Annotated in this window: 20 protein-coding genes; 12 read left to right on the top strand and 8 right to left on the bottom strand. The window is 41.6% G+C overall.

Going from position 1 to position 21,600, the window contains the following annotated elements; all coding sequences use genetic code 11:
* Nucleotides 1-194 precede the first annotated feature (194 nt).
* The 4 genes from ftsE to T546_RS0104800 are packed head-to-tail and all read left to right on the top strand — an operon-like array spanning nucleotide 195 to nucleotide 4,315.
* Entirely contained in the window at nucleotides 195-881 is a 687-nt protein-coding gene (ftsE, locus tag T546_RS0104815) for a cell division ATP-binding protein FtsE (protein WP_026890650.1), read from the top strand.
* The gene (gene ftsX / locus T546_RS0104810; protein ID WP_026890649.1) at nucleotides 871-1,779 is read left to right on the top strand and encodes a permease-like cell division protein FtsX; all 909 of its coding nucleotides are present in this window, start codon (nucleotides 871-873) and stop codon (nucleotides 1,777-1,779) included. The genes ftsE and ftsX overlap by 11 nt, the downstream gene beginning before the upstream one ends.
* Nucleotides 1,780-1,791: 12 nt before the next feature.
* The gene (locus T546_RS0104805; RefSeq protein WP_026890648.1) at nucleotides 1,792-2,994 is read left to right on the top strand and encodes a murein hydrolase activator EnvC family protein; all 1,203 of its coding nucleotides are present in this window, start codon (nucleotides 1,792-1,794) and stop codon (nucleotides 2,992-2,994) included.
* A gap of 16 nt (nucleotides 2,995-3,010) precedes the next feature.
* Nucleotides 3,011-4,315: a S41 family peptidase gene (locus tag T546_RS0104800; protein ID WP_334291583.1), complete on the top strand. Its 1,305-nt coding sequence runs from the start codon at nucleotides 3,011-3,013 to the stop codon at nucleotides 4,313-4,315.
* Between the two features lie 113 nt (nucleotides 4,316-4,428).
* Here the strand turns inward: T546_RS0104800 and T546_RS0104795 are convergent, their stop codons facing one another.
* A complete protein-coding gene (locus T546_RS0104795) occupies nucleotides 4,429-5,460 on the bottom strand; it encodes a threonine aldolase family protein (RefSeq protein ID WP_026890646.1) in 1,032 nt (343 codons plus the stop codon).
* Nucleotides 5,461-5,677: 217 nt separating this feature from the next.
* Here T546_RS0104795 and uvrB point away from each other — a divergent pair, with 217 nt between their 5' ends.
* From uvrB to T546_RS0104770, 5 genes are all read left to right on the top strand, one after another.
* Nucleotides 5,678-7,663, top strand: a complete 1,986-nt coding sequence (uvrB, locus tag T546_RS0104790; protein ID WP_026890645.1) for an excinuclease ABC subunit UvrB — start codon at nucleotides 5,678-5,680, stop codon at nucleotides 7,661-7,663.
* Nucleotides 7,664-7,770: 107 nt separating this feature from the next.
* Nucleotides 7,771-8,004 carry a FeoA family protein gene (locus T546_RS0104785; protein WP_024837096.1) on the top strand — a complete coding sequence of 78 codons (234 nt, stop codon included), beginning with the start codon at nucleotides 7,771-7,773 and terminating at the stop codon, nucleotides 8,002-8,004.
* Entirely contained in the window at nucleotides 7,997-9,994 is a 1,998-nt protein-coding gene (gene feoB, locus T546_RS0104780; protein WP_026890644.1) for a ferrous iron transport protein B, read from the top strand. The genes T546_RS0104785 and feoB overlap by 8 nt, the downstream gene beginning before the upstream one ends.
* Before the next feature lie 23 nt (nucleotides 9,995-10,017).
* Nucleotides 10,018-10,791 (top strand): threonine/serine exporter family protein, encoded by a 774-nt coding sequence (locus tag T546_RS0104775; RefSeq protein ID WP_026890643.1) that lies wholly within the window; start codon nucleotides 10,018-10,020, stop codon nucleotides 10,789-10,791.
* Complete coding sequence (locus T546_RS0104770; RefSeq protein ID WP_026890642.1) at nucleotides 10,785-11,204, top strand: threonine/serine exporter family protein; 420 nt, start codon at nucleotides 10,785-10,787, stop codon at nucleotides 11,202-11,204. Before T546_RS0104775 ends, T546_RS0104770 begins: the two co-directional genes overlap by 7 nt.
* On the opposite strand, the gene T546_RS0104765 is transcribed toward T546_RS0104770, so the two are convergent.
* Complete coding sequence (locus T546_RS0104765) at nucleotides 11,167-12,132, bottom strand: DUF5688 family protein (RefSeq protein ID WP_026890641.1); 966 nt, start codon at nucleotides 12,130-12,132, stop codon at nucleotides 11,167-11,169. The genes T546_RS0104770 and T546_RS0104765 overlap by 38 nt on opposite strands.
* Nucleotides 12,133-12,426: 294 nt before the next feature.
* Between T546_RS0104765 and T546_RS0104760 the strand changes: the two genes are divergently transcribed.
* From T546_RS0104760 to T546_RS0104750, 3 genes are all read left to right on the top strand, one after another.
* A complete protein-coding gene (locus T546_RS0104760) occupies nucleotides 12,427-12,672 on the top strand; it encodes a hypothetical protein (RefSeq protein WP_024837091.1) in 246 nt (81 codons plus the stop codon).
* A 418-nt stretch (nucleotides 12,673-13,090) separates the two neighbouring features.
* The gene (locus T546_RS0104755) at nucleotides 13,091-14,302 is read left to right on the top strand and encodes an HD-GYP domain-containing protein (RefSeq protein WP_026890640.1); all 1,212 of its coding nucleotides are present in this window, start codon (nucleotides 13,091-13,093) and stop codon (nucleotides 14,300-14,302) included.
* Between the two features lie 139 nt (nucleotides 14,303-14,441).
* A complete protein-coding gene (locus T546_RS0104750; RefSeq protein WP_026890639.1) occupies nucleotides 14,442-15,683 on the top strand; it encodes an IS256 family transposase in 1,242 nt (413 codons plus the stop codon).
* A gap of 356 nt (nucleotides 15,684-16,039) precedes the next feature.
* Here the strand turns inward: T546_RS0104750 and T546_RS0104745 are convergent, their stop codons facing one another.
* Genes T546_RS0104745 through T546_RS0104720 form a run of 6 tightly spaced genes read right to left on the bottom strand, consistent with a single transcriptional unit; the run spans nucleotide 16,040 to nucleotide 21,576 of the window.
* Nucleotides 16,040-17,167: a hypothetical protein gene (locus tag T546_RS0104745; RefSeq protein WP_026890638.1), complete on the bottom strand. Its 1,128-nt coding sequence runs from the start codon at nucleotides 17,165-17,167 to the stop codon at nucleotides 16,040-16,042.
* Nucleotides 17,160-17,786 carry a hypothetical protein gene (locus T546_RS0104740; protein ID WP_026890637.1) on the bottom strand — a complete coding sequence of 209 codons (627 nt, stop codon included), beginning with the start codon at nucleotides 17,784-17,786 and terminating at the stop codon, nucleotides 17,160-17,162. Before T546_RS0104740 ends, T546_RS0104745 begins: the two co-directional genes overlap by 8 nt.
* Nucleotides 17,787-19,283 (bottom strand): DUF5048 domain-containing protein, encoded by a 1,497-nt coding sequence (locus tag T546_RS0104735; RefSeq protein WP_026890636.1) that lies wholly within the window; start codon nucleotides 19,281-19,283, stop codon nucleotides 17,787-17,789. It lies immediately after the preceding gene.
* Nucleotides 19,284-19,291: 8 nt separating this feature from the next.
* Complete coding sequence (locus T546_RS0104730; RefSeq protein ID WP_026890635.1) at nucleotides 19,292-20,185, bottom strand: hypothetical protein; 894 nt, start codon at nucleotides 20,183-20,185, stop codon at nucleotides 19,292-19,294.
* Nucleotides 20,186-20,200: 15 nt separating this feature from the next.
* Nucleotides 20,201-21,256: a hypothetical protein gene (locus tag T546_RS0104725; protein WP_026890634.1), complete on the bottom strand. Its 1,056-nt coding sequence runs from the start codon at nucleotides 21,254-21,256 to the stop codon at nucleotides 20,201-20,203.
* A 47-nt stretch (nucleotides 21,257-21,303) separates the two neighbouring features.
* Nucleotides 21,304-21,576 carry a hypothetical protein gene (locus T546_RS0104720; protein WP_026890633.1) on the bottom strand — a complete coding sequence of 91 codons (273 nt, stop codon included), beginning with the start codon at nucleotides 21,574-21,576 and terminating at the stop codon, nucleotides 21,304-21,306.
* Nucleotides 21,577-21,600: the final 24 nt, after the last annotated feature.

The following is a 21,600-nucleotide window of genomic DNA, read 5'->3' as shown; positions in this document are numbered from 1 at the left end:
CTGTCTCTTTTCATAGGGCGAAGCCCGTAAACTGAGATGAAGCGAAGCGGAATCGAAGTTTCACTGCGGGTTAGAGGGAAACACACAAAAACTCCGCTAGTATAAAAGTAGAAGTTCCACCACAAGCCAAAGCACTACAAGCACCAATCCTTCCATGCAAAAAGTACGTAAGCACAAAGACTTAGAGGACTGAAATGATAGAATTATGGAATGTAAGTAAAACATATGAAGCCGGTAACAAAGCCCTTCGCAATGTCAGCATCAATGTGGAAGATGGAGAATTTGTTTTCATCATCGGCCGCAGCGGATCAGGTAAATCAACTCTTCTAAAAATGCTGTTAAAAGAAGTGGAACCAACCTCCGGCAAGATAATAGTAAATGATATGAATTTAGGCAAGATGCCAAGAAAATTTATTCCAAGATACAGACGAAAGCTAGGCATGGTCTTTCAGGACTTCCGTCTTTTAAAAGACCGTAATGTTTATGAAAACGTTGCTTTTGCCCAAAGAGTCATTGGCGCATCCACAAAAAGCATCAAAGAGTCTGTCCCAGCCATGTTAAAGATGGTAGGCTTATCGTCAAAATACAAATTTTTTCCTCAGCAGTTGTCCGGTGGTGAGCAGCAGCGTGTTGCCATTGCCAGGGCTCTGATTAACCGACCGGAAATTCTTCTTGCAGATGAACCCACTGGAAATTTAGATGGGCACAATTCCATGGAGATCATGAAGCTTCTAAACGAGATCAACAAGCAGGGAACTACTGTAATCGTAGTAACTCATAGCCAGGAGATCGTAGACCGGATGAAGAAGCGAGTGATTGTGATGGATCGTGGAGCCATCATTAGTGATGAGAAAAAAGGCGGTTATACATATGAGAATTAGTACATTTTGGTACTGCTTAAAGCAGGGCGTTATTAATATATGCAGGAACATCTTGTTTTCCCTTGCCTCTATTGCTACGGTATCCGCATGCATTTTTCTTTTCTGCCTGTTTTTTTCCATTGTGATAAATGTTCAGCATGTCATTAAGAATACAGAAGGCACCGTTGGAATTACCGTATTTTTTGAAGCCGGACTTGATAAGAATAAGATAACGGCAATTGGAAATCAGATTAAAGCCAGGGAAGAAGTAAAGGAAGTGAAGTTCATTTCCGCAGAGGAAGCCTGGGAAGAAGCAAAGCAAGCGTATTTTGGTGATATGCAGGATCTGGCAGAAGGGTTTGAAGAAGATAATCCACTGGCCAATTCATCCTCCTATACCGTATACTTAAAAGATTTGGTGGATCAGGATAAAGTCGTGGACTGGTTAAATGGAATTGAAGGAGTCAGAAAAGTCAATTACTCCAGAACGGCTGCAGAAGGCATGAACAGCTTAAATAAGGTCATTGGAGTGCTTTCCATGCTGATAATCGGCATTTTACTTGCAGTAGCTATTTTCCTAATCAGCAATACCATATCTGTGGCTGCTGCCTTCCGTAAGAATGAAAATCACATCATGAAGCTCATTGGAGCCACGGATTATATGATACGGGCCCCCTTTGTAGTGGAAGGTGTTATTATAGGCCTGATTGGAGCCTCCATTCCTCTCATTGCCATTTATTTTCTATACCGTTCCACGGTTGAGTATGTTGTTACAAAGTTCAGCATTTTATCGGGACTGTTTCAGTTTCTCCCGGTGGAGGCCATTTTCCCGTACATGGCGGTAACTGCCCTTTCTTTGGGACTGGGAATTGGTTTCTTTGTAAGCTTCTTTACCATTAGAAAGCATTTAAAAGTATAAGGGGATATGCCCATGAATTTAAAAAAGAGGCTGTTTGCAGCAGGACTATGCAGTTTGATGGCAGTATCATGCATATTTCCTTCTTATGCGACTAAAACTGAAATGGATGAGGCAAAGAAAAAGGCCTCTTCTTTAGAAGAAGAAAAGAAGGAAATAGAAACAACCTTAAAGGAACTGGAAGGGTTAGAGCAGGATGCTGCAAACTATATAAAGACCCTTGATACCAGTCTTGATTCATTAAATAAACAGGTAAATGCACTGCAGTCCCAGATGAGTGCAAAGGAAGAAGAGATAAAAGCAGCCAGTGAGGAACTGGAGGCTGCAAAGACCACGGTCTCTCGCCAATATGAGGATATGAAGCTGAGAATTCAATATATGTATGAAAAGGGTGAGACAAGCTATATTGACTTATTATTTAAGTCTGGCGATCTCACCCAGCTTTTTAACCGGGCGGAATATATCAGCAGCATTGTCGCATATGATAGGAGAATGCTGGAGAACTACAAAAGATCGAAAGAAGAGGTAGAGCAGCGGGAACAGGTACTTTTGGCAGAGCGGGAGGAGCTGGCCGCCTTTGAGGCAGCAACCAGCAAAAAACAGCAGGAGGTAGAAAGCCTCATCAGTAAGAAAAATGCTGACCTTGCCGTTTACCAAAATAAGATCAATGACGGCAGAAATAGTTTAAAAGAGCTCAACCAGGATATCGCTGAACAGGAAAAGCGCATTGAAGCTATGGAGGCGGAGATCCGTAAAAAGGAAGAAGAAGCGCGTAAAGCAGCCCAGAAAGCAGGAAAAACGTATAATACGGTTGCGATCGGGAATATTAAGTTTATATGGCCCTGCCCTTCTTCAAGTAAGATTACTTCTGGCTTTGGTGACAGAGATTCCCCGACAGAGGGTGCATCTACCAATCATAAGGGAATTGATGTGAGCTCACCCACGGGAAGCGGCATCGTAGCGGCGGCGTCTGGTACAGTTACCATATCTACATACAGTTATTCTGCCGGCAACTATATCATGATACATCATGGCGGCGGTGTTTATACCGTCTATATGCACTGTTCGGAGCTTTTGGTGTCCGCAGGGCAGGAGGTATCTCAGGGGCAGGTAATTGCAAAAGTGGGTTCTACCGGATATTCTACCGGTCCTCACCTCCATTTTGGAATCAGGGTAGATGGAAGCTATGTAAATCCGGCGAAATACGTTAGCCCATAAGGAGCTAGATAGGAGAATGACAGTGGAGAGTAAAAATAAATTTTGGAAGGGTGCCCTGGTCGGGGCGCTGTTAACTGCATTAGCAGGCCTCGTGATTGTGGGAATGTCCCTGGGAATATTTTTGATTGGGAAAGCCGCAATTGATGGAAATGGACAGACTGCGGAATCAGCCCAGGCAGAAAATCAGCAGGGAAACTTAGACTTAAATCAAATTACTTCCAAGATACAGACGATTCAGGCGGTAATAGACAAATATTATCTATTTGACGAAGACACCAGTGATGTGGAAGACTGGATCTATAAGGGGATGTTAAGTGGACTTGGCGATCCTTATACGGTTTATTACACCGCTGACGAATATAATAAGCTGAAGGAGGATACGTCCGGAGAATATTGTGGAATTGGAGTCATGGTCAGTCAGAGTGCTGAAACTGGCATCATCACCATAACCAAGGTATTTGAAGGAACTCCAGGCGCCCAGGCAGGTATTTTGCCGGGAGATCTTCTTTATAAGGTGGGAGATCAGGAAGTTACAGGCATGGATTTAGAGCTTGTAGTCAAGGATCACATTAAAGGGGAAGAAGGAACACCGGTCACCATTACCGTTCTCCGTAAAGATACAGGGAAATATATTGATATGACCATGGAGCGCCGTCAGATTACAGTTCCTACGGTAGAGCATGAGATGCTTGCAGATAAAGTAGGATATATTTCCGTAAGCCAGTTCGATTCAGTGACAGCAGACCAGTTCAAGGGTGCCATAGATGACTTAGAAAAACAGGGAATGAAAAAGCTGGTGGTGGACTTAAGAAATAATCCGGGAGGAATTGTGGACTCCGTAGTTTCCATGCTGGATTATATTCTTCCTGACAACCTGGATATTAAGGGAGATCCAAACCTTGTAAGAAAGAAAAAGGATAAGACGCTTCTTGTTTATATGGCAGATAAAAATGGCAAGGGCGAGCAGTATTATGCCAAGGACGGCCACCAGATCGATGTACCAATGGCTGTTTTAGTCAATGGTCAGTCAGCCAGTGCTTCTGAGGTATTTTCCGGTGCATTAAAGGATTACGGAAGAGCCAAACTGGTGGGAACCAAGACATTTGGTAAGGGAATTGTACAGACATTATTCCCGCTGGATAAAGGAACTGCCATTAAGATGACAGTAGCTCACTATTATACACCCAATGGTTTTGATCTTCACAAAAAGGGATTAGAGCCTGATGTACCTGTGGAATTAAAGGAAGAGTTAAAGACCAAGATTAAAATTGAGCATGAGGAAGATAACCAGCTTATGGAAGCCATTAAAGCGCTGAAATAAGACTCGATATAAGTGAAATTAAATATGTAAAATGAAATATAATGTGTAAAATAAGCCTCCTGGGTCGGTGCAGCACCGGCGTTCAGGAGGCTTTTGTGTCCTGCAGGAAGGGATTATTCCTGGATATTGGCTTTTAGTGTCTTGATAAATTCTCTGCAGGCCTCTTCTTTCGTTGCCCATGAAGTCACCAGGCGGATGGCAGAGTGGTTATCATCAAAGCGTTCCTGAATGGAAAATAGAAAATCTCTTTCAAGCTTTTCAATCAATTTATCAGGAAAAATGGGAAAGAGCTGGTTGGTCGTGGAGTCTGAATAAAAGGAGAAACCACAGGAAGAAATACCGTCTCGAAGCAGGGTTGCCATCTCATTGGCATGTGCAGCCAGGTCAAAGAAAAGGTTATTTTGAAACAGCTCTTCAAACTGGATTCCAAGAAGCCAGCCTTTTGCCATCATTGCGCCGCGCTGTTTTATAAGGAAACGCAAGTCCTGCTTTAAATCTTTATTAAGGATAATGAGGGCTTCCCCAAAGAGGGCGCCATTTTTGGTTCCTCCGATATAAAATGCATCGGTAAGTTTTGCGATATCGGAAAGTGTTACGTCGTTGATTGGGCTTGTCAGGGCAGAGCCTAAGCGTGCACCGTCAAGGAACAGATATAAATTTTTCTGGCGGCAGATATGATGAAGGGACTCTAATTCAGCTTTGGTGTATTGAGTTCCTATTTCTGTAGAGTTTGAGATGTAGACCATTTTAGGTTGTACCATATGTTCTGTGGTATGGTCCTCCAGTGCTTTTAAAATATCAGCGGGTGTCAGCTTGCCATCGTTACTTGGCATGGCAATGACCTTATGTCCTGTGGCTTCAATGGCGCCGGTTTCATGAACATTGATGTGTCCCTTATCTGTTGAAATCACAGCCTGCCAGGGGCGGAGAGCCGCAGCAATGGTTATTAAGTTGGTCTGGGTACCACCTGTGATAAAATGAATGTCACTATCTATTTGGCCAATTTCCTTACGGATGAGTTCTCTGGCATGGCTGCAGTGCTCATCAAGGCCATATCCTCCATTCTGGATTAAGTTAGCCTGGATCATGGCTTCCAGTATCTTTGGGTGTGCGCCTTCGCTGTAATCGTTATTAAAGCTGTACATAAAAAGTCCTCCTGCTGTTAATCTATATGAATAGTATCATATATCAAACCGGTATGAATTGCAATCCAAATGAAAGAATGGAATATTTGTATCAGGACTGGGAGATTCTGAAAGATATATGGAAATATTTCTATAAAGAACTGATGTTCTTTTCGCCTATACATTTTGTTATGGCTATGATATAATTGGCATTAAGAGATTTTGGAGGTGAAACATTATGGAGTTTAAACTACATTCAGAATATGCCCCTACTGGTGACCAGCCGCAGGCCATTGAAAAGCTGGTAAAAGGATTTGAGGAAGGCAATCAGTTTCAGACATTGCTTGGTGTTACCGGCTCCGGTAAGACATTTACCATGGCCAATGTCATTCAAAGAATACAGAAGCCAACTCTGATTATTGCCCATAATAAGACTCTGGCGGCTCAGCTGTATGGAGAATTCAAGGAGTTCTTCCCGGAAAATGCAGTGGAGTATTTTGTATCTTATTATGATTATTATCAACCGGAGGCTTATGTTCCTTCTACAGATACTTACATCGAAAAGGATTCTGCCATTAACGATGAGATTGATAAACTGCGCCATTCCGCAACAGCGGCTCTTTCTGAGCGGGAGGATGTAATTATTGTTGCTTCTGTATCCTGCATTTATGGTCTTGGAAGCCCCATTGATTATAAGGAGATGGTTATTTCTTTAAGACCTGGGATGATAAGGGATCGGGATGAGGTAATTCATAAGCTGATTGAAATCCAATATGACAGGAATGATATGGATTTCAGGCGTGGTACGTTCCGGGTGAGGGGAGATGTTTTGGAGGTTTTCCCAGCTTATTCAGGAAGTGAAGCATACCGTATAGAATTTTTCGGAGACGAAGTGGAGAGAATCACGGAAATTGATACTCTTACGGGTGAGATTCGGGCAGAGCTTGGTCATATCGCTATTTTCCCTGCCTCTCATTATGTAGTTTCCAGGGACAAGATGGAGCGTGCTGCGGAAGCGATTCTTTTAGAGCTTAAGGAGCAGGTCTCTCATTTTAAAAGTGAGGACAAGTTATTAGAAGCTCAGAGAATTTCGGAACGGACCAATTTTGATGTGGAGATGATGAAGGAAACTGGTTTCTGTTCTGGAATTGAGAACTATTCCAGACATTTGACGGGAAGCCAGGAGGGAGAGCCGCCCTGTACCCTGATTGACTATTTCTCTGATGATTTTTTGATTATGATTGATGAATCCCATATTACACTTCCGCAGGTCAGAGGAATGTATGCAGGTGACCGGTCCAGAAAGACGACTCTTGTCAATTATGGCTTCCGGCTTCCTTCTGCTTTGGATAACCGTCCTCTTAATTTTCCTGAGTTTGAATCAAAAATCAATCAGATGCTGTTTGTTTCGGCGACCCCATCTGTTTATGAGGCAGAGCATGAATTATTGCGGGTGGAGCAGATTATACGTCCTACCGGGCTTTTGGATCCGGAAATTGATGTAAGACCGGTGGAAGGCCAGATCGATGATCTTGTATCTGAGGTCAACAAGGAAATTGCAAAGAAGAACAAGATACTCATTACCACGCTGACCAAGCGTATGGCAGAAGACTTAACCGATTATATGAGGGAAATAGGCATTCGGATAAAGTACCTTCACTCGGATATTGATACCTTAGAGCGTTCGGAAATCATTCGGGATATGCGTCTTGATGTGTTCGATGTTCTGGTTGGTATCAACCTTCTAAGAGAGGGACTCGATATTCCGGAAATCACTTTGGTTGCCATTCTTGATGCGGATAAGGAGGGATTCCTTCGCTCGGAAACCTCACTCATTCAGACCGTAGGACGTGCGGCCAGAAACTCAGAAGGCCATGTTATCATGTATGCGGACCACATTACAGATTCCATGCGTGTGGCAATTGAAGAGACCAACCGAAGAAGGGCAATTCAGCAGCAGTATAATGAAGAACATGGAATTACTCCAACTACCATAAAAAAATCCGTCCGGGATCTCATTGCCATTTCAAAGGCTGCGATTGAAGATGAGAAGGACTTTAAGAAAGATCCGGAGTCCATGGATGCCAAGGAGCTTGAAAAGCTTTCCAAGGAGCTGACCAAAAAGATGCATCAGGCGGCTGCAGAGTTAAACTTCGAGGAGGCAGCAAAGCTGCGTGACCGCATGGTTCAGATAAAGAAGATGCTTCAGGAGATTGACGACTAAAAGGTTAATAAATTGTACAAGTAACCTCCATTGACATTGTTTCTCAGTAATAGTAAAATCTCTATGGATACCAGGAAGTTAAAGTGTGGCATCCGGAGGAGATAATCATGAAGCTGCATGAAGGAGAGATCGGGAAGACATATATTGTGTACAGCGTTATGGTTAAGGATGCGATTACGAGGCGGCTGGAAGCCCTGGGGGTCACGGAGCTGACACCCATAACTCTGATGAATAAAAAGGGAAGCGGTACTGTAATTATTAAGGTAAGGGGTACCAGGCTTGCACTTGGTAGAAAGATATCAGAGGGGATTGAAATAAGGGAGGCAGCCAGCCATGAATGACGGTAATCAGGAAATACGCGTTGGATTTGTGGGAAACCCCAACTGCGGAAAAACCACTTTATTTAATGCATTCACGGGAGCCAGATTAAAGGTGGCTAACTGGCCGGGAGTTACGGTTGAACGAATGGAAGGTATGACCAGTTATAAAGGCATACCCATACGTGTCATAGATACGCCTGGAATTTACAGCCTGTCCTGCTATACCCTAGAAGAGAAGGTAACAAGAAAGTGCCTGGAAGATGGAGAGGTTGACGTCATTGTTAACGTTTTAGATGCTTCGTCTCTGGAGAGAAACTTATATCTCACACTCCAGTTATTGGAGCTTAATATTCCTGTGGTACTTGCCTTAAATATGATAGATATCGTAGAAGAGAGGGGAATGGAAATAAACCTCCCTAAGCTGTCTGATATGCTTGGTGGAATTTCAGTGGCAGCTGTTTCTGCAAGAAACCGGAGCGGACTAAAAGAACTTTTATCCGCGGTGGTAAATCCCAATAAGAGTATACGGAAAATACCGGTAGTCGCTTATACTCCCAAGATTGAAAATAAGATTTCAAAAATACAAACCATATTAAAATCCAATGATAAAAGCCTGGATAATATAAGATGGTATGCTATCAAGTATTTAGAGCATGATGAGAAGATTATGACGGAGCACCCGATTCAGCTGGACCATATGATTGACCAGAACTATGAAAAGGAGATTATCAGCCAGAAATATAACCGCATTGAGGAAATAATAAAAGCATGCCTGGTAAAAAAAGAACAGGGAGTGCAGCGAACGGATGCGGCTGACCGGTTTTTGACACATCCGATTCTGGGCGTACCTATTTTCCTTGGGATTATGGCACTTGTTTTCTTTCTCACATTTACGGTGGGAGATTTTCTTAAGGGGTATTTTGAAATTGCCCTGGATTATGTTTCTGTGTTCATGAGACAGCTTATGATTGGGATTCACGCTTCTGGCTGGATTACTTCATTGGTGGTGGATGGAATTATTGCCGGTGTTGGTGGTATCCTTACATTTCTGCCCAATATATTTATCTTATTTCTTGCCCTGGCCTTTTTGGAGGACAGCGGATATATGGCAAGAGTGGCTTATGTCATGAATGAAATCATGGGACGGGTGGGATTATCTGGCAAAGCATTTCTTCCTATGCTTCTTGGATTTGGCTGTACCGTGCCTGCTGTTATGGCAGCCAGAGCCCTTCCAAGTGAGAGGGACAGAAAGAGAACCATTCTTATTACGCCTTTTATGTCATGCTCAGCCAGGCTGCCTATTTATGTGTTATTTTCTGAAATGTTTTTTCCGGATCACGCATTGATGGTTGCCTATTCCCTTTATCTGGTGGGGCTTTTAGTTGCCATTGCCATTGCTTTTGGATCCCGCCGTCTGCTTGGAAGGGGAGAGGAAGATGTACTTCTTATCGAGCTTCCGGAATACAAAGCTCCCAATGGAAAAACCGTTGGGATTTATGTATGGGATAAGGTGAAGGATTATTTAAGCAAAGCGGGAACAACTATATTTCTTGCAACCATTGTTTTGTGGTTCGTATTAAACGGAGGTCCGTCTGGTTTCGTAACAGATGTGGAAAATAGCTTTGCAGCCATGATCGGGCGTACTCTTGTGCCTGTACTTCGACCGGCAGGACTTGGAGACTGGAGAATCGCTGTAGCCCTCATCTCAGGACTCTCTGCCAAAGAGGTAGTAGTATCAAGCTTTTCTGTTTTATTTGGTGTCAACAATATAAACTCGGCAGCAGGAATGAGCAATCTGCTTGGAAGCCTTGGAAGCTTTGGTTTTAATGGTGTGAATGCTTATGCGTTCATGATCTTTTGCCTGCTTTACTCTCCCTGTATTGCTGCAGTTGCAACAATTAAGAAGGAAACCGGCTCTTTAAGCTGGACGATTGGTATGGTTCTCTTTCAGATTTTCATTGCCTGGGGAGCCGCTGTACTGGTATTTCAGATTGGAAGTCTTATCTTATAAACTTAACACTGAGGAATCCATGAATGAATGATAAACTGCTTGTGGAAACTGCCGTACTGGCAGGTGAAATCATGTTGATAAGCGGTGCGGAAATTTTCCGTGTGGAAAATACCATTGACCATATTTTGCGAAAAGCGGGGCGGGAGACGTCTGAGGCAATTGTTTTTTCTACAGGCATTTTTGCTTCTCTCAATGACCTTTCCATTGAGGCAATTACAGTTGCCAGGAGAGTGACGGGGAGATCCACCAACTTAAACAGAGTGTATCTGGTAAATGATGTATCAAGAAAGCTATGTGAAGACCGAATCACGGTGGAAGAGGCATATGGGAAACTGAAAGAAATTCGTACCACGATGCAGTACAGCAGATGGCTAAAGGATGCAGGTATTGTTGGGGTCTCTGTATTTTTCACTCTGTTGCTGGGAGGAGGAGGCAGGGACTTTTTAGCAGCAGCCATAACCGGAGCGGTTCTTGCGGTTGCAATGGAGGTATCCAGCCGTCTCAGGCTCAATGATTTTTGTATGAATGGAATCAGCGCATTTTTGATTGCATTTACTGCTTTGTCCGTGGAAAAGCTCCTGCTGCCGGGGATCAGAAGTGATATCATTATTATTGGAGCTATAATGCCATTAGTTCCAGGGGTTATATTTACCACTGCGATCCGGGATACGTTAAATGGAGACTATGCTTCAGGAACAGCCAGAATGATGGAGGCAGTCGTCATCGCGCTTTCCGTAGCAGCAGGGGTAGGTGCTGGAATCAGGCTGTTTCAGTTTATGGGAGGACAACTATGGTAATGCAGACAATTGGCGCATTCTTTGCGGTTATCAGCTTTGCCCTGGTTCTGGAGCTGCCGAAGAAGTATGTGGTATTAGCAGGAGGAATTGGTGCTGCAGGCTGGCTTTCCTATCTTATGGTGGACACCGCAGCAGGCTCGGTCACCGCTGCGGCATTTTTATCCACGCTTTTGGTTGCTCTGGCAAGCCATGTATCGGCCCGCATTTTTAAAGCCCCAGTCACAGTATTCTTAGTGGCAGGTATTCTGCCTTCTGTGCCTGGAGCTTCTATTTACAGGAGTGTTTCTTATGTAATTAGCAATGATCCGGAGCTTTCCAGTCATTATCTGGTTCAGACACTGCAAATCTCAGGTGCCATTGCTATGGCGATTTTTATTATGGATTCTTTGTTCCGATTGATACAGAAGAAGTAAAGGCAACAGACAGCTGGTCCGTACTTCTGGAATAGAAATAGATGTGATTGGAAAGACGGTCTTCTACCGGGACCTCTTCCTGGTTGATAGCAAATACGGTTTCAGCCAGTTCTTCGATAGAAACATTTTTACTGTTAGGAATGATTAGGACTTCGTGAATGCTGGAGGGCAGAATGATTAAATCACTGTCGGTGCATGCTGCGAAGTCTTTTAATATGCCATCATAAAACATGCAGGCAGCACCACTGACTCCGGTGTGGTTGGAGAGAACGTACATGGGAGGGGAAAGGGGCTCTGTTTCAAAGAAGTCAAGAAGATCATCTTCGCTTATTTCTTCCTGGGAAGATTTTATAGCGATATCCTTTATGACCTCAGAAAGTGACCGAATTCGTGCTGGAAACAGACGGGGAGTATTGAGTTTCGCAGCCTCTTGCAGCTCCCCAAATGACAGATTCCAGGTTTTTAAATGGCTATTGAGAATGAGGGCTGTTAAAAGATTGTCCTGGGCTTCATGAACATAGATGCTGAAAACAAGACATAAATCAAGTGCTGGATATGAGATGTGTGGGATTTGGGAAAGCTGAGCCTGATTGGCGGATTCATTGATTAAACGGTAAATAACACGGCTTTTTATGTGGTCAGGTGAAGTGAGATCGGTTAGATGGACTTCATCTGGCAGCTTGTTTGCCTGATAGAGCAGTAAAATATCATTAATAATTTCATCAAGCGGGACACCCTCTTGGTGGCAGTTGTAAAATTGATTTAAGTAAAGGGTGGGTGCCGCTTTTTCTCCGGTTCTTCCGATGCAGATTCCGTCCAGGCTTAATCCATTGTTCTTTGTTATGGGCTGAATGCTTAGAGTATATTCAGGGCCAAGACTTTCTTTCAGGGATTGTTTGATGGTTTCAAGAAATGTTTCGTATACCATAGTATACCTCCTTAGATATGATGTATGTAAATTGCTTTATGCAGATCTACAACGAATGAAGATGTGTTAATCCTCTAAATAAAATAGAGGGATTAAGAAGTGATATAAGAATTAGAAGTGATATAGACTTGTTTCTATCCATTATACCGAAGCAGGAAGAAAATAACAACTAGTTTATTTCTTTTCCCAGATGGTTTTATGGCTGGATGGTGACAAATGGGAGAAAATTAACATATTTTAACAGTATTTTGTGGTATAATCAAATTATCAAATAATACGAGGGGGATAAAAAAAATGATTAGAAAATTTCCTTATTTTGTACTGGGTATTCCGATTACTTTAATTGCAGCCTATGGAATTTTTGTTATCCTGGCAAACAGGAATCAACTCTCGCAGCTTATTGTTTTTATTGGTCTCTTTGCTTTGGGCATGGGGCTGAATATTTGGGGAATGAAGTCAAAGGAAGTAAAAAGACCAGAATTCCAGGCAGGTATTATTAATCTAAACGGAGAAAAAAAACTACATGAACTAGAGTATTAAGGTACATGAGATAAGGGAATCTCCTGATTAAGGGGTTTAATTAATTAGTATGATAAAGTGAACGTTTACAGGAATTGTTGCTGGCTGATAGTATCACCGGGGGCGATTCCTGTAAGTTTTTTTAGGGATATCAGAGAATGGCTTCGGAAAGATTTACTTGTATTTGAAGGAGGGATTTTTTGAATAATGATGAGAAAGGCTAATGGAATTAAAGTGATAGACTTGATGTTCTAAGTGTTTTAGTATATTGGAAATAGTTGACATTATGCTTTTTATTGATAAAATAGATTGGTGTCTATTGCATTCTATGTACAGGCAAACGTGTATCCTGTGCCATGGCATGATTTTTACAAAAGTATAGCATCCTTTTTTGGCATTTTAGCTACGACATGATACGAAGAGAGAGAGGATAATAATAATGAGATTCAGCTTAAATGAATTTTTGATTTCCGTTTCTTTTGCACTGGATTTTGTGGAAATGGATCGGTTGGGAAGACAATCGAATCACGGGAAAAGAACGGCATTTATTTCTTTATACATTGCTAGAGAATTGGGATTATCAAAAGAAGAACTTTACGATACGGCAGCTTTAGCTATGCTTCATGACAATGGGTTAAGTGAATCCAGTTTATATGAGGTTTCGGCGGGAGAAGAGCTTTCTGTTAATCAATTTGAACGGTCAAAGGCTCATTGCGTAATTGGAGAGAAGAATGTTAAGGGTTATCCTTTTCTTACAGCTCCTGAAAATGTGATTCTTTATCATCACGAAAGGTATAACGGAAGCGGATTCTATGGATTAAGTGGTGATGAAATTCCTTTGATTTCTCAGATCATTGCAGCGGCAGATGGATTTGAGGACAGATATCAGCCAGACGAAGCAGGGAATGGGAAGGAAATACTAGTGCAATGGATTAAACAAGAGGAAGGCAAAGTGTTTTCTAAGGACTTGGGAATTGCACTTCGTAAGATGGCGGAGGATTTATCTATTTGGGAGAAGATGGCGGATGAGAATGTGGGGAAGGCTCTTTCTGATGTGATACCTGAGTTTGACTGCCAGCTGTCCTTTGAGGAAATTCAGAAAATTACTAAGATTTTTTCCAGAATCATTGACTCTAAGTCTCATTTCACTAAACGTCATTCTAGCGGGCTTGCGGAAAAGGCAGCAGCAATGGCGGATTATTATGGAAAGGATGAGGAGGAGAGGACAAAATTAATCATAGCAGCTGATTTACATGACCTGGGGAAGTTAGCGGTGCCTAATAGTATTTTGGATTGTCCAAGGGCACTTACGGATAAGGAATTTAAGGTTGTGAAAAAGCATGTGTATTATACCAGGGTTGCACTTGAGAAGATTAGTGGATTTGAGGATATTACGGAATGGGCGGCGAATCATCATGAGAAGCTGAATGGGAAGGGGTATCCGTTTGGGAAGAAGGGTGAGGCGCTTGATTTTAATTCGCGGTTGATGGGGTGCCTTGATATTTATCAGGCGCTTACGGAAGAGAGGCCTTATCGGAAGGGGATGGCTCATGGGGAGGCTATGAAGGTGCTTGGGAATATGGCGGGGATGGGGATGATTGATGAAGGGATTGTTAGGGATTTGGATGGGGTGTTTGAGGGAGTGAGTTAGAGCTATCATTAGTTTCTAGATGTTTTTATCTGGGAATATAAGAGTAATCCCCTTATATTCCCTAAATGAGTATGTGAAAGTTTCTCTGTAAAATAGGGTCTTCTATGATAAAATAAAAAATCATAGGAGGCCCTTTATTATGGCGAGAGAAAAGAAACCAGTACACAAAGTACAAATGACAGATGGGAAACGTAACATTATCCGGCAGCTTCTTGAAGAGTATGACATTGAGTCTGCTCTGGATATTCAGGAGGCTCTTAAAGATCTTCTTGGCGGCACAATCAAAGAAATGATGGAAACAGAGATGGATGACCATCTTGGTTATAACAAATCCCAACGATCGGATAATGATGATTCTCGTAACGGCTATAAAACAAAACAAGTTAACAGTAGTTTTGGAAGCATGAAGATCAATGTCCCCCAAGACCGCAAATCTAATTTTGAACCACAGGTGGTGAAAAAGAGACAGAAAGATATTTCTGATATCGATCAGAAGATCATATCTATGTACGCGAAGGGAATGACTACCAGACAGATTTCTGACACTCTTTATGATATCTATGGCTTTGAAGCTTCTGAGGGATTTATATCGGATGTAACAGATAAAATAATTCCACAAATCGAAGACTGGCAGAATCGTCCTCTTTCCGATATTTATCCAGTGCTCTATATTGATGCCATCCACTACTCCGTAAGAGATAACGGCGTCATTCGTAAACTTGCAGCCTATGTTGTTCTTGGAATCAATCTCGATGGACGCAAGGAAGTTCTAACCATTGGAATAGGGGAAAACGAAAGTTCAAAGTACTGGCTATCTGTGTTAAACGGGCTTAAAAATCGTGGAGTGAGCGATGTCTTACTTATCTGTGCAGATGGCCTGACCGGAATCAAAGAAGCAATTTCAACCGCCTTTCCCAAAACTGAATATCAAAGATGTATTGTTCACCAGGTACGTAATACGCTGAAATATGTGGGTGATAAAGAACGGAAACCATTTGCAACAGACCTAAAAACAATCTATCAGGCGCCGACGGAGGAAAAAGCATTGGAAGCTCTGGAGCGAGTTACAGAAAGATGGTCAGAAAAATATCCCAACTCTATGAGGAGCTGGAAACAGAACTGGGATGCTATTTCTCCTATCTTTAAGTTCTCTTCTGATGTTCGTAAGGTTATCTATACTACAAATGCCATAGAGAGCTTAAATGCTACATATCGTAAGCTTAACCGCCAAAGAAGTATATTTCCGAGTGATACGGCCTTATTAAAAGCCTTGTATCTGTCAACCTTTGAAGCCACAAAAAGGTGGAGTATGCCTATCCGTAACTGGGGCCAAGTTTACGGTGAATTGAGCATTATGTACGAGGGACGCCTACCGGAATAATAGTTTGACATAAGAGAAAAAACAGACGGAAAGTTCCGTTTGCCCTTGACATGCCCAGCATGTGCTGTTATATATAAATCAAGGGCTGAACCTACTTTTAGAAGAATTCAGCCCACTCAATATCATAGAAGATTCACATTTACAGAGATTTCTTCATATGCTCCCCTAAATAGTTTTTATACTTCAATGCCTCTAGTCTAAAATTTCTTTAACTTCATTTTTTGATTTTTTTAGGAATGTCTTATATGTAATTCTGTCTTAAAACTCGCTTAAATTAAGTCTGCATATAAATATGGTGTTGTCATTATTTATTTCCCTCCATATTTATGATTTTTTACTAACATTTTTTTAATAACTTATGAAACCCAAATTCTGTAAATCCAACCAATCCATCTGTCTTCATAAGACCAATACCAACCAGAATCATCATCACTAGAACTGTAATATTCACCGGCATGCCCAATTTCAAGTCTGTACGTATCAGTAAAAGATAAACCATTTAGTGGGATCGAAATGGTATATGATCGATTGTCGCCTCCTGTAATATATGTTCTTCTATTTTGCGATGTATGTTTGGATGGTATTATTTCGGCACTAACCCCATAATTTCTATAATTATAAACAGTACTGTATTTAGTTTCAAAATATATTTCAATATTGATGTAATTGTACCGTTCGAAATTAAATGGTGTACTTGTATATAAGTATGAAGAGGCCTTTTCGACTCTAATACCTCCACTTTCAAATGTTGCTTTTCCGACACCATAATAATTAAGACTAAGATTAGCAATATTATTTCCACGATAATATAAGTCGGTGGGCTGTGGAACCCAACCTTCCCATGTCCCAATAACACCGCCGATATTAACGCCCTTTTTAATATTTTCTGGACGATACGTAGGCACGTCATATCGAACCCAGTTTACACCGTTAAGATAATAACCATTTCGCACACCGACATTAAATGTTCCAGCCCAGTTTGATGCTGTGGTGGCCCAAACGCGATCACCATCCGTTTCTGCATTTTGAATTGGCATTGTACCATTTACTTTTACACCATTTACATAGGCTGATCGGCCAGTTAATATTTGTGAAGATTGGGCATTTGCATCGGAAGTAAACGTCCCTGTTAATGACGCCTTCTTTCCTCCGACCTTAACACCTGCTTTAATATTATTTGGTAATAAATTTGGGATATGAACTCGAACAGCATCATTATCAAAGTACCCATGTAATGGATAATCAAAAGCACCTACTGCATTATTGTTTGCTGCTCCAACAATAGGAGATGTGTCAAACGCTGTTTCATCAGCTCCACCGAAAGCGTTACCACCAAGAGTAGGTATGGTTCCTTCATTTACTTCATCATTACTATCTTTTGTTATAGCAGTATAACCCATTAACACTTTATTTTTTGTTGCAGTACAATCATCTGAGCTAGCTGCTCCACCACCACTAATATTAGTAATTCCGCATTTAGCCATCTTTTCTCATCACCTCAATTTCTCTAATATTCAAAGCACTTTTGGGCAGTTTATTTGCTTTTAATACAAAGTTCCCGGCGCCTGTATTTTCTTTCACAACAATAAATGCTTTCGCAGCATGGAACATGCTTTCAGAGTTAAAAAACACATTCACTCTGTCATTTTCCAAAATCTTATCAGATGAATAAGTATAAGTTAAATTCTCATCCCATGCGCTTACCGGAATTTCTACATTGGTGGCAATGGTGACACCGGTTAAATAATCAGTTTTCTCTGCGGAGTAAGCATTTCTTTTTTTGTCCTCACCCTCAGCAGAATCATTAATCCCAACTGTTTTCTGAGCAACTGTTAAAATCATTTCATCGACTTCTTCTTTAAAGAACTTCTGCGTTGCCTTGACTCCGTCCAACAGGACGTTAAATTTATCTGCATTAAATAATGATTTAGTCAGATTTGGATACTGATTTGTCAGAGCGGCCATTTTGTCCGTATCATTATTCATCCATGCCTCATTATACTGTTCAATTACAGGGCGAAGGGTGGCAGATGCGTCCTGCATGTTTGGCAGGTCGCAGATTGTTTCTGGGAATTTACTATGTGGGTATTCTGAATAGCTCACTTAATTAGCTCCTTTCTTTTTTCTTCCATATACATAGGAATAGCTCTCTAAAAATTTATAAAGAGTCATACTCATTGTTCCGTCACCGGTTGACCAGCTTAGATTTTTAACAATATACTGGCTGGTTTCTTTATTGTATCTGGGAGTGTATTCGAGTTTTGTGTTTACTTCCAGCCAGGGGACCACTAAGGTGCTTAAGTTTATGGTATCCAACATGGCGGTTGACTTATAGGTTAAATATTCTGCCTGATTATAGCAGGCGGCATCGTCGCTTAAATTACCGTAATCCACCGACTGTGAAATTTCATAACCAATATTTTTCACTGAGTAGGGACAATCCGGTGATTCCTCTACGTATCTTCCATAGCACTGAAATTGACCTAACAGGAACAAGGCGGTTTGGTCAGGTGTGAGACGCCGGTAACGGAAGACGTAAATATTATCCTTCTTTAGTACCCCTGGCTTTAATGGATTTCCATCGCCGTCATAAATAGGAATGGCGGGAGAGAAGTTGTTGATTGTAAATTTGGGAGCAGCAAGATTGGTGTCACTAACTTTAAATGCCAGCTGAGTCAGGTTATCTACGCTGTCCCAGGCTGTGTACATACTAAGGTTAATTCCATACGTATTGTTGGTATAGCTGGAAGTGTCTGCGTATCGGTCTTCCTGCTCCAGTGTTAATACCTTGCCCCAGACTTCAGTGACATTATAGATTCCGTCAAATATGGAATCCGCATTTTCATTTACTACGATGTTCTGCATGACAGTATCGTTTAAAATGACCGGGTCTTCCAGACAGGTGGGTATCTGACGCCAGATAAAGGTTCCGTCTGCATCAAAATAAAATTCCCAGGAATCGTATAGATCCCGGATTTTCTGCCAGATATCAGCGTATGTGCTTCCGGTTGCAAAGGTCAAGTCATAGGGAATTGGTTTTCCAATGTCCTCAACAATATATTTTTCGATTTCTGCCTCTTTCATGGTTGCAATAACAGAAGCCCGGATATCCTCACCGGCTGGTATGGTGAGGTTTTGAACGGCATAGTCAGGGGCGTTGTTGGAAGAGCCGTATCCATGGAGATGGCCATTTAAAGTACCATCGTATAGGGACATTAAGTCACCGCAGGAGACGGATAGCTTTTTTTCGGTATTAGAAAAGGAGTACTTCATGCTCAGATAGCAGAATACTCCCAATTGATACCAGATGATTTCTTTTGTCTTTACGGATTTGATTCCGTAGAAGACCCGCAAGCGTTTGTCCAGCCATATTTTTTTATCTTTCCCAATAATAAAGGAAGAGTTTAATACCACTAGATCAAACTGGTAGCTTCTGCGCTGTATGGATTCGCTGTCCTGGCTGTAGCTGTCATTTATGATTTGTCCTTCCAGGGAATCCAATGTTTTAAAAGTGGAATCCATTAACTCAACTTTTAAGTAAATTTCCTGGGTGCCTTGCTTTAATAAATCCAAGTCTTTTTGAGTTACTTCATATGCCATTATTTCACCTACCTGTCAATGTCGGCGTCAATAAAGCCGTTGTCATAAAGGTCTCCGGCCTCATAGGCACTGCCGCATTCCGCAACGCTGAATTTCGTGGTTACGTGCTCATAATGATCGGATTCTTCTGTGATATCACTGCTTGTGACTGCCACCATATAGACATTTCCAAGAAAATCTTTCAGGATCTTTGGCTGGCCGTTGGTAAGGAAATCATAGATTCCATTTCGGTATTCCCAGGATGAATGAGTTTGCCAGCCATCTTCTTTTAATTCGATAAAGGTACAGGAGATATCTCCGGAGAAATATCGGATTTTTCCACCCTTTAATACCACTGGCTTTTCTCTTCCTAAAAGCTCAATCAGATTGGTGCGCTGAGTCAGCTTTTTATCAAATCTCGTGTCCAGGACCATAGGATAGGAGATATCCTTTTCACAGATAAAATAGGAGTCAAACAAAGATTCTACGCGGTTTGTAATATAATTATTTTCACCGCCGGAAATGACTGGTACATAGGCGTACTCCACCGTTCCTACTGGTTCATAGTAATCCATTAATTCTATTTTAAAATCTTCATTGGAGCGGATGGGCTTTTCAAAGATTGTTTTGAATTTTTTATCGCCCTTTACCTTCTTTTTAATTCGTATGGATTCTACGATGCTTTCTGTAAAGCTGACATTTCCACCGTAGAGGGTTCCCTGAAACAGGGCGTGAAGCCTAGTATCAAAGCCCCAGACAGAAGGAAAGGTATAGTCTTCTTCTGACAGTTCAATCACCTTTTCTGTTGCAAAGATTTCATCATAGACTGCTGATGCTATGGTTAAGTCGGAAATGTCAGAAGCTGAGGCTGGTGATGAGGCCAGGGATTCCTTGCTTGAGGCAAAACAGCTTCCTAAAAACATAATATCACCGCCTTTCTATTTGTTTACCAGATCAGCTTTTATTTCGTAATAGCTGCCGGTTCGGTTAATGCAGAGTACAAATTGCTGGGTATCCTTGGGGATTGGAAGGTATTTGGTAAAGAGGATATATTTGCTGCCGGAAGAGATTGCTTCCAGCTCGAAAAATGCTTTTTCTCCTCCAGAGTCTGAATAAATACCTTCCCTGTAATAAATGTTTACATGACATTGATCTTTATTGGTAAAATGAATGATTTTTGCATTGCACACCGGTCGATGAAAGCGAAATGCCTTGGTAAAGTCTCCTATTACCTCAAAACCTATATCATAGGTAACGGAATTTTCTCTTAAGTCAGCGTACTCATTTTCCAGGTATATGACATCTTTTTCTGGGATGCCAATGGTGGAAATGATATTGCTTTTTATTTCTATGGCGCCGTGTTCGGCTCTGTTGTTTAACTCAAGTGGATTGAAAATCTGAGCTTGGGTATAGGATACGGTAAATAAAATATAGCCGGTATCCAGGCTCATGTTGTGAAGGGTCTTTCCGGTTGCTCTTATGTAGTACTGTTTTGCATTTTCAAGACCAGATATGAGATACGTTAATTCACTGGTATCGTATAGATCGCCAGAGGTCTGAAGCTCAGTTTTCTGATAAGTGTAGAGGGTAATGCAAAAGGAATTTAGGGGCTCATTCTGCTTCTGGGAATAGACGAGCCCAGTTTGAAAGGCTGATGATTTTAAAATATCACCAGGATTTACGGATAATTTAAATTCCGGTGTTTCGTAGCAGTAAAATGGTGTTCCTATGCTTTGAAGGGTGGACTCTTTGTCGTCTATGTCAAAAACGGACAAATACGCTACGTAATAGCCTCCGTTTTTTAGACCGGAATCGGCTGGAAGAGAATAGCTTTGTTTCATGGTGTTAATCGTTTTATCGTATACGGTTGTTCCAGAAGCATTGTCTTTAATGAGGCATCTTGCTTTGTAAATTTGGTTCCCCTGCCAGGAAAAATGAATGGTAGAACCAGTTGACGAATCAAATGGTTCTATGGGGTGTATGGTTGCATACATATTTTGCTCCTTTTCTTATAAAAGTGGTTTCGCCGGTTCTGTTTTGGTCAGGAACTCTCTTGTGGCTCTGTTGCCTGAATAAATAAGGAATTCCAGTCATTACAGGGAGCACAGACCCAAACGGTATCGTTTGGGTGAAGATTTTGGCTGCATTTGGCTGTGAGCGTTCTATTCTTATAGGAAATGGTATATTTCCCTTTGGAGGCTGGGCCGATGACCTTAGCACGGAATGTTCGGTCGAATTTCATGGTTTCTGCCGCGTTTTTAAATAAGTAATGAATGTCCTCCACCAGCTTTTTATAGACATCTTGCAGGTTCAATTGTATTCACTTCCTTTCTATTTG

This window comes from [Clostridium] aerotolerans DSM 5434 (assembly GCF_000687555.1).
Lineage (GTDB): Bacteria > Bacillota > Clostridia > Lachnospirales > Lachnospiraceae > Lacrimispora > Lacrimispora aerotolerans.
This window is presented reverse-complemented; position numbering and strand designations above follow the sequence as displayed.

Excerpts from the sequence above, each read along its gene's own strand:
- ftsE (WP_026890650.1), top strand. The coding sequence starts at position 195 with ATGATAGAATTATGGAATGTAAGTAAAACATATGAAGCCGGTAACAAA.
- ftsX (WP_026890649.1), top strand. The coding sequence starts at position 871 with ATGAGAATTAGTACATTTTGGTACTGCTTAAAGCAGGGCGTTATTAAT.
- T546_RS0104805 (WP_026890648.1), top strand. The coding sequence starts at position 1,792 with ATGAATTTAAAAAAGAGGCTGTTTGCAGCAGGACTATGCAGTTTGATG.
- T546_RS0104800 (WP_334291583.1), top strand. The coding sequence starts at position 3,011 with ATGACAGTGGAGAGTAAAAATAAATTTTGGAAGGGTGCCCTGGTCGGG.
- T546_RS0104795 (WP_026890646.1), bottom strand. The coding sequence starts at position 5,460 with ATGTACAGCTTTAATAACGATTACAGCGAAGGCGCACACCCAAAGATA.
- uvrB (WP_026890645.1), top strand. The coding sequence starts at position 5,678 with ATGGAGTTTAAACTACATTCAGAATATGCCCCTACTGGTGACCAGCCG.
- T546_RS0104785 (WP_024837096.1), top strand. The coding sequence starts at position 7,771 with ATGAAGCTGCATGAAGGAGAGATCGGGAAGACATATATTGTGTACAGC.
- feoB (WP_026890644.1), top strand. The coding sequence starts at position 7,997 with ATGAATGACGGTAATCAGGAAATACGCGTTGGATTTGTGGGAAACCCC.
- T546_RS0104775 (WP_026890643.1), top strand. The coding sequence starts at position 10,018 with ATGAATGATAAACTGCTTGTGGAAACTGCCGTACTGGCAGGTGAAATC.
- T546_RS0104770 (WP_026890642.1), top strand. The coding sequence starts at position 10,785 with ATGGTAATGCAGACAATTGGCGCATTCTTTGCGGTTATCAGCTTTGCC.
- T546_RS0104765 (WP_026890641.1), bottom strand. The coding sequence starts at position 12,132 with ATGGTATACGAAACATTTCTTGAAACCATCAAACAATCCCTGAAAGAA.
- T546_RS0104760 (WP_024837091.1), top strand. The coding sequence starts at position 12,427 with ATGATTAGAAAATTTCCTTATTTTGTACTGGGTATTCCGATTACTTTA.
- T546_RS0104755 (WP_026890640.1), top strand. The coding sequence starts at position 13,091 with ATGAGATTCAGCTTAAATGAATTTTTGATTTCCGTTTCTTTTGCACTG.
- T546_RS0104750 (WP_026890639.1), top strand. The coding sequence starts at position 14,442 with ATGGCGAGAGAAAAGAAACCAGTACACAAAGTACAAATGACAGATGGG.
- T546_RS0104745 (WP_026890638.1), bottom strand. The coding sequence starts at position 17,167 with ATGGCTAAATGCGGAATTACTAATATTAGTGGTGGTGGAGCAGCTAGC.
- T546_RS0104735 (WP_026890636.1), bottom strand. The coding sequence starts at position 19,283 with ATGGCATATGAAGTAACTCAAAAAGACTTGGATTTATTAAAGCAAGGC.
- T546_RS0104730 (WP_026890635.1), bottom strand. The coding sequence starts at position 20,185 with ATGTTTTTAGGAAGCTGTTTTGCCTCAAGCAAGGAATCCCTGGCCTCA.
- T546_RS0104725 (WP_026890634.1), bottom strand. The coding sequence starts at position 21,256 with ATGTATGCAACCATACACCCCATAGAACCATTTGATTCGTCAACTGGT.